Source organism: Fortiea contorta PCC 7126 (assembly GCF_000332295.1).
In the GTDB taxonomy this organism is placed as follows: domain Bacteria; phylum Cyanobacteriota; class Cyanobacteriia; order Cyanobacteriales; family Nostocaceae; genus Fortiea; species Fortiea contorta.
In genome coordinates this window covers 233,672-246,297 of the sequence record NZ_KB235931.1, presented here as the reverse complement: position 1 = coordinate 246,297, position 12,626 = coordinate 233,672, and the positions used below count along the sequence as shown (strand labels likewise).

The window sequence follows — 12,626 nt, the reverse complement described above, 5'->3', positions numbered from 1 at the left end:
ATGATTTGATTTCACTCCTAACCCCTAGCCCCTAGCCCCTAATCCCTATGAATAAAACTACTATTGAAACAGATGTCTTGATTGTCGGTGGCGGGCCTGTCGGTTTAGCGATCGCTCTGGAACTCCGCTATCAAGGTATAGATTGTATCCTAGTTGAGGAATCCGACGGGATAATTACTCACCCGAAAGTCGGTACTGTCGGCCCTCGCTCGATGGAACTTTGTCGGCGTTGGGGTATCGCCCAGCAGGTGCGTGATGCTGGCTGGCCTGATGACCACCCTTTAGACATCGCCTGGGTTACTGCTGTCGGTGGTTACGAAATTTTTCGGCTCCATTTTCCGTCTCATCGCACCCGGTCTTTACCAGACTACACACCAGAGCCAGAGCATCCCTGTCCCCAACATTGGCTGCTCCCACTATTGGTCAAAAATTTGGGTCAACACCCGTACGGGCCGGTGAATCTGCGTTGTCGCCTGGACAGCTTTGAGCAAACAAATGACGGCGTTCATGCAGATATCACATATTTAACTAGTGAAAATACGGCAAAAATCAATGCCAAATATTTAGTGGCTTGTGATGGTGCTAAAAGCCTAATACGCAGAAAATGTGGTATAAAAGCACCTGCATATCACCACACCCGTGTATTTCAGAATATTCTCTTTCAAGCACCCCAGCTACCAGAAGTCTTGGGAACACGTAAAGCATTGGTATTTTATTTAGTGAATCCCAAACGATTACGGTATCCCCTGCGTTCAATTGACGGTAAAGGCTTATACCGTTTAACAGCAGTTCCCCAGGAAGACGGAGAACAGCGCGACCCGGTAGAAGCTGTGCAAGAAGCATTGGGTATGGATACACCCATAGAAATACTCTCCAGTATGCAATGGCATTTAACACATCGCGTTGCTGAACATTTTCGCTGCGATCGCATCTTTTTTGTTGGTGATTCGGCTCACACTCTCTCACCTTCTGGTGGTTTCGGGATGAATACCGGTATCGCTGATGCAGTTGATCTCGGTTGGAAATTGGCTGCTACTCTCAAGGGCTGGGCTGGTTCCCACCTCCTCGATACCTATGAAACCGAACGGCGTCCAATCGCTGTTCGCAACATGGAAGAGGCTCACGTCAATCTTCAGCGTACTCTCAAACGTACCCTCCATCCAGAAATTATGAACGACTCGCCCGCAGGTCAGCAGGCGCGTCAACAAATGGCTGAAAACATGAATCGCGGTGATGTGCGGCGGGAATTTGAGTCACAAGGAGTTCACTTTGGTTTCCGTTATGAGTCAAAAGCAATCATCCCTGACGACTCCCCACCACCGACCAACGACCCCCACCAATGGAGACAAAGTAGCTACCCCGGTTGTCGCGCACCCCACGCTTGGTTAGAGTCTGGTAAATCAACTATAGATTTGTTTGGTCACAATTTTGTACTGATGTGCTTCTCAAAAGCACAGGGAGTCGAAACCTGGGAGCAAGTCTGCAACCAAAAAGGCATACCCTTTGCAAGTATACAAATCGACAATCCAGAAATTGCCAAACTCTACGAGCGAGATTATGTTTTAGTCCGACCTGATGGACATGTCGCTTGGAGAAGTGACAACCTACCTCAAGACCCAGCGACATTGATTGACCGTGTGCGCGGAAATTTCTGAACTTATTTTAAATTTTTTGTCACATGACTAACATGAAGCTCTATTACGCGATCGCCTCGTCTTATTGTCAACGAGTGCTGATTGCTTTTTACGAAAAAGGCATAAGTTTTACACCCGTTGAAGTCAATCTTTTCGATCCTGAAGCGCGATCGCACTATCTGCAAATCAACCCTTTTGGTAAAATACCCACACTCATCACCGATCACCATCAAACATTATTCGAGTCCAGCATCATTATTGAATATCTCGACCAACACTTTCAACCCCAAACTCGCCTGATTCCCCAACAACCAGAACTAGCTTTAGAAGTTCGTCTACTAGAGCGAATCATTGATATCTACATCAACGGTGGACGGGAAGCACTCTTTGCAGATACCCAAATCCCCATCAAAGAGCGGGGTAGCGAAAAAGTTCTCAAAGCAAAACGACTCTTAGAAACCGGATGCGCTTTCCTCAACGATCGCTTAAATAGACGCACTTGGCTAGCAGGTGAAGAATTTTCCCTAGCAGACTGCGCTGCTGCTCCCACCCTGACTTATTTACGCACAGTTTACAACTACAAACACCTACCCAGACTCACAGATTACGTCCGACGCCTAGAATCCAGACCCTCCGTCAAACAAGTGCAACGCTTTGGACACGACCAAATCACACAAATGCTCTCACAATTACCATACCCCCTGGAATTGCCACCTCTAGACAATTTCCCAACATCAGCAGTTTATCAAAAAATTTAGCCCCCACACCTCCCCATCTCCCCACCTCCCCATCTCCCCACCTCCCCACACCTCCCACACTCCCCACACCTCCCACACCCCCCACACCTCCCCACCTCCCCACCTCCCCACACCTCCCACACCTCCCACACCTCCCACACTCCCCACACCTCCCACACCCCCCACACCTCCCCACCTCCCCACCTCCCCACACCTCCCCATCTCCCCACCTCCCCACCTCCCCACACCCCCCACACCCCCCACACCTCTCCACCTCCCCACCTCCCTCCCCATGACCATTTCCACAATTGAAAGACTCAACCCATTTATCCCAGAAGTGATCCAAGACCCGTACAAATTCTACCGCCGCTATCGAGAGGAAGACCCCGTTCATTGGGGAATTTCCGCCAACCCAAAGCTACCCGGTAGCTGGTATCTGTTTCGCTATCAAGACGTCATCCAAGCGCTGGAAAGCCCTAAATTTGGGCGTGAAGCGGCGCGAGTCCGCAACGATGGCGAAGGGGCACCAGTACCGGCTGCATATCGGGGATTTCAGTCAATGGTTAACAACTGGATGGTTTTTCGTGATCCACCAGACCATACAAGACTGCGATCGCTCGTTAACAAGGTCTTTTCTTTGAAAATGGTCGAAAACATCCGCCCGGCGATTTTGGACATCGCCGATCATCTCCTAGACCAAGTTCAAGACAAAGGTGCGATGGATTTGGTTGAGGATTTTGCCTTCCCTCTACCAGTCACAGTAATTGCCACATTACTAGGTGTAAATCCCCAAGATCGCCCGTTATTCCGAGAATGGGCGTTAGCTTTGCAACACGCCAGCGCCTCTCGTCTGACTCCTTCACCAGCAGTTTATGCTCAAGCTGAAGAAGCCACTTGGGGTTTGATTACATATTTTAAAAGAGCGATCGCCGAGTGTCACCAAGAACCACGCCAGGATTTGATCACAGCCCTAGTCAAAGCCCAAGATGAAGACAATAAACTGAACGATGAAGAAATTCTCGCCACATGTATTCATCTTCTCACTGCAGGTCACGAAACCACAATCAATCTTATTGCCAAAGGAACGCTGGCGTTGCTGCGTCATCCCGAAACTTTGCAATTACTCCGCTCTCATCCCGAATTAATTACAGGTGCTGTAGAGGAACTAATCCGTTATGACAGCCCCGTTCAAATGGTTTCGCGCTGGGCTTTTGCAGATATCGAAATCGGCGGGAAATTGATTCGATGTGGTGACAGCGTGGGCTTAATACTCGGCTCTGCTAACCGCGATCCCGCACGCTTTCCCGACCCCGATATTCTTGATATCCAGCGCCAAGACGGTAAGCACTCCGGCTTTGGTAGCGGTATTCATTTTTGTCTCGGTGCGGCTTTAGCAAGATCTGAGGCGCAAATCGCTTTGAATGTTCTACTTAATCGTCTACCCCAGTTGCGCTTAATAGACAAAAACATTGCATGGGCAAACAATATCGTGTTTCACGGCCCTAAAAATCTCCAGGTTGCTTTTAACTAAAATTAATTTACCAGTAATAAAAATCATGACTAGCAAAGATTTCACTCCATCTGCACAAACAACTTGTCCTCACCTCAAAGAGGAATTTCAACCATTTGTGCAGCCACAACTTGACGACCCTTATTCCTTTTTTCAACAAGCTAGAAACGAAGCGCCGTTATTTTATAGCCCTATCTTAAATGGCTATGTTCTCACTCGTTATGAAGACATTTTAAATGTCCTCAAAAACCCGGTTAAATTTTCCTCAGCCGATAACCTCCAGCCCATTGTTAACTTTACTCCCGAAGTATTTCAAGTCCTGAGAAAAGGCTTTCCCTTTGTTGCTGACTTAGTTAATAGTGATGGCGATTTGCATAAACGCTTGCGTGCTCCTTTTATGAAAGTTTTTGCACCAGAAAAGTTGCAAGTATTAGAAGATTCAATTCGCGTCATTGCTAACAGATTAGTCAACAATTTTATCAACGATGGTCAAGTTGATATAGTTACACAATTTACCTATCCGCTACCACTGGAAGTAATTCTCACAATGTATGGTGTGCCTTTGGAGATGATGCACAACATCAAAAAATGGTGTATTGATATGACAGCATTATTATCATCTCAACTCACACCAGAAGCTCAATTAGAATGTGCTACTAGTTTTGTGTCTATGCAGCACGCCGTTGCAGATTTAATCACAAAACGACGCCAAAATCCTCAAAATGACTTAATCAGTGGGATTTTAGACTCTGATTTAAGTATGAATGAGATGGTCATAGTTTTATGCGGATTAATATTAGCTGGACATAAAACTACTAGTCATTTAATTGCTAGCACTATCAAACTTTTATTAGAGCAACCACAGTTATGGCAAGCTATTAGTGAAAAACCATCACTCATTCCGGCTGCGATAGAAGAAGCTCTCAGATATGACGCTCCTGTACCAGCCATGATTCGCACCACCACCGAGGAAGTTTCAATAGCAGGAGTCACATTACCTTCGGGTAGTCGGCTGTTTTTGATGTATGGTTCTGCTAACCGAGATGAAAAACAATATAATCAAGCAGATAGTTTTGAAATTGAACGTTTCCAACAACTAACTGCCAATCATCTCGCATTTGGTCATGGGCTACATCATTGCATTGGTTCCAATTTAGCCCGTCAAGAAGGACGAATTGCACTGGAAATATTATCATCAAAATTACCAAATCTCCGACTGCGACCCAATCAAAAACTAACTTATATCCCCGCCTTGATGAACCGTAGTTTTAAAGAACTCTATCTAGAGTGGGATATTGCTTAATTACTATTGATTAAAAACTGCTTTTAGTATAGAGACGCTGCATTGCAACGTCTCTACAAGCGTTTTGCAATTGCATGAATAAGCCTTAAACTATAATTGTAGAGCCTAGTTAAAAGCTGTAGTATAAAATACATGAAAATATATTTGTAACAGCATGAATAAATTACACCAAGACAAAAATTTTTACATTATTACTTTATTAACATTAATGGCAATTATCGGGGGAACAATTTATAATCCCGCATTGCCAACCATCGCTAAATTTTTTCATATTTCTAGCGATCGCGTTTCTTTAGTTTCAACATTATTTCAATTTCCAGGTGCAATTGTTACCCCGATTTTTGGAGTTCTAGCTGATACTTTTGGCAGAAAACAAGTACTTGTGCCCTCACTTCTATTATTTGCGTTGGGTGGAGCCTTAAGCAGTTTTGCTCCTAATTTTCGCAGTTTAATAGAGTGGCGATTTTTGCAAGGAATTGGCACAGCTAGTTTAGAATCTCTGCAACTTACCATTATTAGTGACCTTTATACAGGAAAAAAGTTAACCTCCGTCATGGGATTTGTTGCTAGCTTAAACGGCATTAGTTCAGCAATTTTTCCCCTCCTTGGTGGAGTATTAGCATCTTTTAGTTGGCGATTTCCATTTCTCACCGCCTTATTTGCCATTCCCGTAGCCATCATGGTGTTAACCACACTAAAATTGCCCAGAACAGAACATAATGTCCAAAATTTCCAAATCAAAAATTATTTAAGAAATACTTGGAGCAGCATTAACAATCGCCAAGTATTAGGATTATTATTTGCAGTCATGTCTTTATTCATGTTGCAAGTAGGAGCCTGCCTAACTTATATCCCCATCTTCGCCGGCAATCAGCTTGGTGCTTCCGAATTAGTAATTGGCATTATTTTAACTAGTTTATCATTATCTCTAGCTTTAGTTGCTTCACAATTACAATTATTAATGCGCCATTTCTCCCAAATTCAACTAATTAAAATTTCCTTTATTCTCTCCAGTTTAGGATTATTCATCATCCCGACAATTCATAACGTTTGGCTATTGTTAATTCCCATTTTTTTGTTGGGAGCAGCTCAAGGTATGGCGTTTCCATCCACACAAGCATCATTAGCAATGCTTTCTTCTCAAGAATCTCGCGCTGGTTTTATGGGAATCAACTCAACAATTCAGTCATGGGGACAAACCCTCGGCCCTCTGCTAGGAAGCATTATCGATGCAATTTGGGGAATACAAGCAGTTTTTTATGCTAGCGCCGTTTTTTCCCTAGGCTCGTTTGTAGTTTTTAACACTCTGCTAACTACCAAAAAGGGGCAAACATAGTATTAAATAGATATATACGAGGGTGTGTTAGCAGGGAGAGTACGGCACCAAAGCCCGCGGATTTTCAACCCTGTTCCCTGTTCCCTATTCCCTATTCCCTGCTAGATGATAAATTTAATTAACCTGATAGCAAACACATCAGAGAACGCATGTGCCACAAATCTTTACCAGGCCAAACAGTTGCATTTTGACCGAAGGGACTAGAAGCTAGCAATTCTTTGATTTCTTTCTCAAATACTTCGTTGGAGTTGTGAACCAAAATGTGAACAGGTTCAGCACCCAATTCCAGCATAAAGCTGACAACGCTGTAAACTAAATCTGGTTCACCGTAGATAGCGAAGCGCTTACCATGAACCCAAGCGTGGGAGTCAGTCATCGCATCAACTGCGCGACCGCGTTCAATTTCCAATTCTGCGGGAATGGGTTTACCAGTCAATTCGCTGAGTTTAACCAGGAATTCATCAGTACCCTTGATACCCCAAGGACGAGAAACTACAACTTCTTGCTTCCATTCTTTAGCGATGTATTCGCGGGTTTTGGGGGTAGAATGCATTTGCAGAGCAACTGTAGCTTTAGCATTAATTGAGTCTGCTGCATCTTCCAGCTTAGTTGCAGTTGGATACATATCAAACTCACCTGTGTTAGGTGAATCCAGATAGTCGCTGTTGTCTGCCAAGATGGTGTAGTCGAAACCAAACAGGGAAGCAATCCGCTTGATTTCGCGGTTGTTACCTACATAGGTGTCAAAACCTGGGATAAAGTTGATTTTACCGTTACTGGTTTCTTTCTTCTTACCTGCTGTCAGGTTAGAAAGAATACCCTTGAGCATGTTGTCGTAACCAGTGATGTGGGAACCGACAAAGCTAGGAGTGTGAGCGTAAGGAACAGGGAAATCTTGAGGAACTGAACCTGCGTTCTTAGCGTTGTTGATGAAAGCTTGTAAGTCATCACCAATTACCTCTGCCATACAGGTGGTGCAGACAGCAATCATCTTGGGCTTGTATAGTTGATAGGAGTTAGCCAAGCCATCAATCATGTTTTGCAGTCCACCAAACACCGCTGCATCTTCAGTCATAGAAGAAGATACACCAGAGAATGGTTCTTTGTAGTGACGGGTTAAGTGGGTGCGGAAGTAAGCCACACAACCTTGAGAACCTTGAACGAAGGGTAGAGTACCTTCAAAACCAACAGCAGCAAAGATTGCGCCCAAGGGTTGACAACCTTTAGCAGGGTTAACGGTCAAAGCTTCACGAGCGAAGTTCTTTTCACGATAATCCCAACCCTTCGTCCATTCTGCAACCCGTTTTACTTCTTCGGGGTCGTGACCATTTTCAAACTGCTTTTTGTTCTCGAATAATTGTTGATATTCCGGTTGGTGGAATAACTCTACGTGGTCTTGAATTTTTTCTGGATTCTGAGGCATTTCCGGTTCTCCAAGCTGACTGTATTGATTACGGTTGAGGAATTGCGACTGGGGAATGAGGTCGGGGGAATATACTTCAAAATTCAAAATGCAAAATTCACTCATTACATGAAATTTTTAATTTTGAAGTTTGAATTCCCCACTCCCCCCTGGGGTGTTTACCCCAGGTTTTCCCTCAATCTCTCCTATTCCTAGTTCCTTAAACTGCGGCTTTGGTTTTAGCTTTAGCTTCTGTTTTGTTGCTCCAAGGAGCGCCAATTAATCCCCAGGTTGGGCTGTTGAGTGCCAAATCCATATCACGAGCGAAGATAGCGAAGCCGTCGTAACCGTGATAAGGGCCGGAGTAATCCCAAGAGTGCATTTGACGGAAAGGAAGACCCATCTTTTGGAAAACGTACTTCTCTTTCACACCAGAAGCAATTAAGTCTGGCTTCAATGCTTTGACAAATTCCTCGAATTCGTAAGCGGTAACGTCGTCGTAAACGATGGTGCCGTTTTCGATGTAGTGAGTGGTACGTTTGTAGTCGTCGTTATGAGCAAACTCATAACCAGTACCAATCATCTTCATTCCCAAATCTTGGAAAGCGGGGACAACGTGACGAGGACGCAGACCACCAACCATGATAGCGACAGTCTTACCATCCAAGCGGGGGCGATACTTAGAAACGATCGCATCCATGGTAGGCTGATACTTAGCGATCACTTTCTCAGCATTTGCTTGGATTGTTTCGTCAAATTTAGAAGCAATTTCTCGTAAAGATTCAGCAATCTTGGTGGGTCCGAAGAAATTATATTCCAACCAGGGAATATGGTGGATTAAAGGCTAAAATACTTGTATATCAATGGTTTTACAATTATGCATTTTGTGTGGCTTGTTTTTGTCTTAAAGCTTGTGATTTAAACATCCAAAACTCTAGTGAAATGGTAATTTGATTTGCAAATTGTGGCTTACTGGAGTATGCCCAATAGAATTACTAGTCGAGCCTGACCCCCCCCGGTCGCAATGCATCCGCAAACGCAAACAATGATTCGGGATAATATACCGACGCAGGTGTTGATCATTTGTGTTTTCTTACCACCTTAAGGTATTAGAAAACATTTTCTGCTGTAGAGCATATTGCATCGTCTGCGGTGGTCTGCTGCAATGCAGTAGTTTCTTTGGGGTTAAGGTCGAAGAAACTTTTTACAAAAAATCGAATCAGTATTTGCTGACACCCTAAAGGTATCAACATGTTCTATGTTGCTTTATTGCTTTCTGTTTCTGACACGGCACGTTACAAGCGATTTATGAAAAATCATTTATTAGCACCTTAAGGGGTCTAAGAACGTATTTTAGAACCCTTAAGGGTTTCTAATTGCATTAAAACCCAATCACAGAAGCTGCTTTACGCCGCTGTTCGGGTGTCACCTTAAGATAACGTTGCAGTGTGCCGAGGTCATTGTGACCGGATATCTCTTGGATGTGGCGTAGTGTTTTGCTTTCCGTTTCCGACACGGGGAGTTGAGTGCCTAGAAAGTTAATCGCGTTGCAGACAATTTACCGAAAGCCTACTGCAAGTGCTTGGCGTTTTTGTACACAATCGGCGGCGGCTGGTGTTGGTGCTGCACGTTGCAGCAACTTCCAACTTCCCAAGCTAGCTGTTGGAAGTTGGAAGTCAGCAGCTATTCTACGCGCACTACCTAAAGGGGTCCGCGGTGCCGCCTTTCTCTCTTACCCAATCATTAATCTCTAGGATGAAATAGCTAAATAGAGCAGTTTCATCCACTAGTGGTATGTGTAAGTACTGTCCTGACTGGATCTCAACAATTTGACGGAACCTTTGATAAATGTTGGGATATTTATCTTTTAAAAAATCTTGAAGCATCTCTTCACTTAACGGATGAATTACAACAAGCCCTTGGCAAGGCAATCCAAATTTATTGTTTAAAACAGATACTAAGTTCCGCTCTGATAACTTGTTTCTCATCCGAGGGGTTTCATTTAAGAAATCAAACTTAATTCTCTCTGTTTCACAGAGCCAATCGCGCCCAAAAATCAGGCTGTATTGCTTCTGGACTGCCTCGTTGATGACATCCAGCCCTTCTACTGTGTTTTGGCGTGACGCAATATCAGCGGCGAGAGTTGGGTCATCTGTGGCATATCTGACAACAATCTGGGCTGCATAGTTGGCGAAAGCTGGATCGAGGTAGTCGGCTAGGTGAACTGCCATGATTGGGTGAACCCAAGTCACCCAAGTTTTACCTACGCGCTCAACAATCCAGGGTTCAGCGTTTGACTGTGTAGTTTTCAAATGCTCTAACTTAGCTTTGGTTTCTGGCAATCGCTTCCATCTATCAAGCCTATATTCAAAATGCTTGCACCACTTGGTAGCGTTGATGTATCCGTCATGTCGCTGTGCATCTTGCACTAAATTACCAAACCATTCTATGTTTGACATATATAAATTTCTCATTGTTTTGAAAAAGTTAAACAACTCCGGCTCAAACAGGGGTTGTTTTTTAGTCCACAGACGCAAATACCACACAGTGGAAATAAGTAGCCATTGAAAGCTACGAAAATTTGATACACAGCTTGACACACACATTTTCGGGGTGTCAACTTCAAGATTTGGGTTTGACACACACATTTTCGGGGTGTCAACTTCAAGATTTGGGTTTGACACACACATTTTCGGGGTGTCAACTTCAAGATTTGGGTTTGACACACACATTTTCGGGGTGTCAACTTCAAGATTTGGGTTTGACACACACATTTTCGGGGTGTCAACTTCAAGATTTGGGTTTGACAACGTGGATTCACGTTGTCAAAGTTCCTCCGTGGATCACCTCTAAAAACAACTCAAATGCTTGCCCAGAGCAATCAAGCGCTAATTAAGCCGATTGTTAAGCAATATTACAAGTGATCCAACTGATCCAAGTGATCCGGAAGAACGGATCACATCCAAACTATTGACAGATATAGGGTTTCAGCCAAGTGATCCAAGTGATCCACCGATTTTGGATTTTTCAATTATGAAGAACTCAAAAATGGCGGATCATTTGGATCACTTGGATCACTTGGGGCTACAACCGTTACCAGATAAGGAAAAACAAGTGATCCACAGGATGGATCACTTGGATCAGTTGGATCACTTGTAATATTCCTTAACAAATTCTATTTGAGTACTAGAATAGTAAACTAAGGCACATATATCTGTTTTAATCGTCCCAGAATTTACTAAGCCTTCGTTTACAGATCGTTTCAAATATAGAATGTTTAATTGATTACATCGGCTCTAGCTCCCGGTCATCAACCCATTCCCGCTCATTGTCATCTGGCTTAAACCAAGGATGATCTTCCGGCAACGAGATTTTGTACTGCCAGTCCATGCCAGTCCAGGAAAGTCCCAAAACTGTTACCGGGTACAAAACTTCACCCTGCCGCACCTTTATCTTGTGCAGCACGGTTTGACCAATGTAATATTCGGGCTTGTCGAATTCTTTGCTAACTCGCAAACGCCAAAATTGCGGCGCTTGACGAAAATTGCCCAAAGTGGGCGCGTCTGACGCTATCATTTTTATTGCCTCCTTAGTGGCTTTAACTGGTAAGGGGGAAGTCGTGCTGGTGGGGAAGATTGCTGTCTTCACCTGCCAGGGCGCATTCAATCGCTGACTTCATTTGTCGTATCAGGTATCTGAAATCATTGAAGCAGATTTCGCAACAAATTGCGATCGCACCTAGGGAGCAACACGACGCTACGATTTACTTGCTCAACCGCGTGTCTTACGCTTAAATTAGGCATCATGGCTATACTGTAATACAATTGTTAGACTAAAGTCAAGGATTAACTCACAACTTGTTTTACACTGTCTTGCAGTATATGTTAGACTGATGTAATGCACTGGTAAGACAATTAAAATTATGTCTGTATCGTTAACTTTTCGCTGTCCAGATGACTTGACAGCGCTCATTGCTTCTCAGGTTGAGGTGACTGGACAAGACAAGACATCTGTGGTTGTGGGGATGTTACGCTCTAACCTGCCGTCATTGCCCCTTATTGACAAGAATAAATTGCCTGACATCCCGGCTATTTATTTTATTTGGTCGTCTAACAAGCTGTTATACATCGGTAAGACAAGCAACCTTAAAAAACGTTTCTACCAACATCACCGAGCCGTTAACTTTTTAGAAGCTGGTGGCGATACAAGGATTGCTTGGTTTTCCATCCAAGACGATGAGCTTCCGTCTTTGGAGCAGGACTTAATAGAACTTTTGGAACCAGATTTAAACTATACCCTTACAGGACAGCCAAACAATATAATTTCATTTCGCCTTACTGACGCTGAATTGCAATCACTGCAAGGGTTTCACATTTCCGAGGATAAATCCCTTAGTCAGACAGCTGCAAGATTGCTGAGGGGAATGTTAGCAGGGATTGTAGAGCCGTCTACACCTCTAGACATCCAAGAATTCAAGCAAGAGGTAGAAGCAAGGTTTAATGAACTGCGATCGCACTTTGATGCACAACTAGAGGAACTGCGGGGAAAATCGAAAGCCCGGTAGTAGAGGAGGAGCAGCCTAGCACTACCGGGCGACAAACCAATGAAGTCTCAACTGTAGCCAATAGCGAAGCCGTTAGCCAACCAGACTATGAAGCGGCACGCGATCGCACGCTCAACAAGCTAAAAACTGGCAGGCAATCA

Annotated in this window: 12 protein-coding genes and 1 pseudogene; 7 read left to right on the top strand and 6 right to left on the bottom strand. The window is 44.1% G+C overall.

All coding sequences use genetic code 11. From position 1 onward, the window contains the following. Positions 1-47 precede the first annotated feature (47 nt). Together MIC7126_RS0125510 and MIC7126_RS0125505 are read left to right on the top strand one after the other, a co-directional pair. The gene (locus tag MIC7126_RS0125510; RefSeq protein WP_017655966.1) at positions 48-1,655 is read left to right on the top strand and encodes an FAD-dependent monooxygenase; all 1,608 of its coding nucleotides are present in this window, start codon (positions 48-50) and stop codon (positions 1,653-1,655) included. 32 nt (positions 1,656-1,687) lie between these two features. Then, positions 1,688-2,392: a glutathione S-transferase family protein gene (locus tag MIC7126_RS0125505; RefSeq protein WP_017655965.1), complete on the top strand. Its 705-nt coding sequence runs from the start codon at positions 1,688-1,690 to the stop codon at positions 2,390-2,392. Here MIC7126_RS0125505 and MIC7126_RS28390 read toward each other — a convergent pair. Then, positions 2,369-2,692: a hypothetical protein gene (locus MIC7126_RS28390; RefSeq protein ID WP_154656031.1), complete on the bottom strand. Its 324-nt coding sequence runs from the start codon at positions 2,690-2,692 to the stop codon at positions 2,369-2,371. The two genes, MIC7126_RS0125505 and MIC7126_RS28390, sit on opposite strands and share 24 nt — an antisense overlap. On the opposite strand from MIC7126_RS28390, the gene MIC7126_RS0125495 reads away from it, so the two are divergent. From MIC7126_RS0125495 to MIC7126_RS0125485, 3 genes are all read left to right on the top strand, one after another. Further along, positions 2,664-3,902 carry a cytochrome P450 gene (locus MIC7126_RS0125495; protein WP_017655964.1) on the top strand — a complete coding sequence of 413 codons (1,239 nt, stop codon included), beginning with the start codon at positions 2,664-2,666 and terminating at the stop codon, positions 3,900-3,902. The two genes, MIC7126_RS28390 and MIC7126_RS0125495, sit on opposite strands and share 29 nt — an antisense overlap. A 25-nt stretch (positions 3,903-3,927) precedes the next feature. Next, positions 3,928-5,184, top strand: coding sequence for a cytochrome P450 (locus MIC7126_RS0125490; RefSeq protein WP_026100528.1), 1,257 nt, complete (start codon positions 3,928-3,930; stop codon positions 5,182-5,184). A gap of 154 nt (positions 5,185-5,338) precedes the next feature. Beyond that, complete coding sequence (locus MIC7126_RS0125485) at positions 5,339-6,520, top strand: MFS transporter (RefSeq protein ID WP_017655962.1); 1,182 nt, start codon at positions 5,339-5,341, stop codon at positions 6,518-6,520. A 118-nt stretch (positions 6,521-6,638) separates the two neighbouring features. On the opposite strand, the gene nifK is transcribed toward MIC7126_RS0125485, so the two are convergent. The 4 genes and pseudogenes from nifK to MIC7126_RS28380 form a co-directional block, all read right to left on the bottom strand. After that, positions 6,639-7,943, bottom strand: coding sequence for a nitrogenase molybdenum-iron protein subunit beta (nifK, locus tag MIC7126_RS0125480; RefSeq protein ID WP_026100526.1), 1,305 nt, complete (start codon positions 7,941-7,943; stop codon positions 6,639-6,641). 199 nt (positions 7,944-8,142) lie between these two features. Beyond that, a pseudogene (locus MIC7126_RS28385) lies at positions 8,143-8,751 on the bottom strand (nitrogenase component 1); the annotation flags it as partial. Positions 8,752-9,303: 552 nt separating this feature from the next. Further along, positions 9,304-9,438: an integrase gene (locus tag MIC7126_RS29750; RefSeq protein ID WP_154656030.1), complete on the bottom strand. Its 135-nt coding sequence runs from the start codon at positions 9,436-9,438 to the stop codon at positions 9,304-9,306. A gap of 181 nt (positions 9,439-9,619) precedes the next feature. Continuing rightward, entirely contained in the window at positions 9,620-10,690 is a 1,071-nt protein-coding gene (locus tag MIC7126_RS28380; protein WP_161606867.1) for a KilA-N domain-containing protein, read from the bottom strand. A 133-nt stretch (positions 10,691-10,823) separates the two neighbouring features. On the opposite strand from MIC7126_RS28380, the gene MIC7126_RS0125465 reads away from it, so the two are divergent. Beyond that, positions 10,824-11,081 (top strand): hypothetical protein, encoded by a 258-nt coding sequence (locus MIC7126_RS0125465; RefSeq protein ID WP_017655958.1) that lies wholly within the window; start codon positions 10,824-10,826, stop codon positions 11,079-11,081. A 126-nt stretch (positions 11,082-11,207) separates the two neighbouring features. Here MIC7126_RS0125465 and MIC7126_RS28375 read toward each other — a convergent pair whose 3' ends face one another. After that, the gene (locus MIC7126_RS28375) at positions 11,208-11,498 is read right to left on the bottom strand and encodes a hypothetical protein (protein WP_040630778.1); all 291 of its coding nucleotides are present in this window, start codon (positions 11,496-11,498) and stop codon (positions 11,208-11,210) included. 346 nt (positions 11,499-11,844) lie between these two features. Between MIC7126_RS28375 and MIC7126_RS31055 the strand changes: the two genes are divergently transcribed. Beyond that, complete coding sequence (locus tag MIC7126_RS31055) at positions 11,845-12,486, top strand: GIY-YIG nuclease family protein (protein ID WP_017655956.1); 642 nt, start codon at positions 11,845-11,847, stop codon at positions 12,484-12,486. Positions 12,487-12,626: the final 140 nt, after the last annotated feature.

Bases quoted from the DNA above. Each gene is read 5' to 3' on its own strand.
- nifK (WP_026100526.1), bottom strand. From the start codon at position 7,943: ATGCCTCAGAATCCAGAAAAAATTCAAGACCACGTAGAGTTATTCCAC.
- MIC7126_RS0125495 (WP_017655964.1), top strand. From the start codon at position 2,664: ATGACCATTTCCACAATTGAAAGACTCAACCCATTTATCCCAGAAGTG.
- MIC7126_RS0125485 (WP_017655962.1), top strand. From the start codon at position 5,339: ATGAATAAATTACACCAAGACAAAAATTTTTACATTATTACTTTATTA.
- MIC7126_RS0125510 (WP_017655966.1), top strand. From the start codon at position 48: ATGAATAAAACTACTATTGAAACAGATGTCTTGATTGTCGGTGGCGGG.
- MIC7126_RS0125505 (WP_017655965.1), top strand. From the start codon at position 1,688: ATGAAGCTCTATTACGCGATCGCCTCGTCTTATTGTCAACGAGTGCTG.
- MIC7126_RS31055 (WP_017655956.1), top strand. From the start codon at position 11,845: ATGTCTGTATCGTTAACTTTTCGCTGTCCAGATGACTTGACAGCGCTC.
- MIC7126_RS0125490 (WP_026100528.1), top strand. From the start codon at position 3,928: ATGACTAGCAAAGATTTCACTCCATCTGCACAAACAACTTGTCCTCAC.
- MIC7126_RS28375 (WP_040630778.1), bottom strand. From the start codon at position 11,498: ATGATAGCGTCAGACGCGCCCACTTTGGGCAATTTTCGTCAAGCGCCG.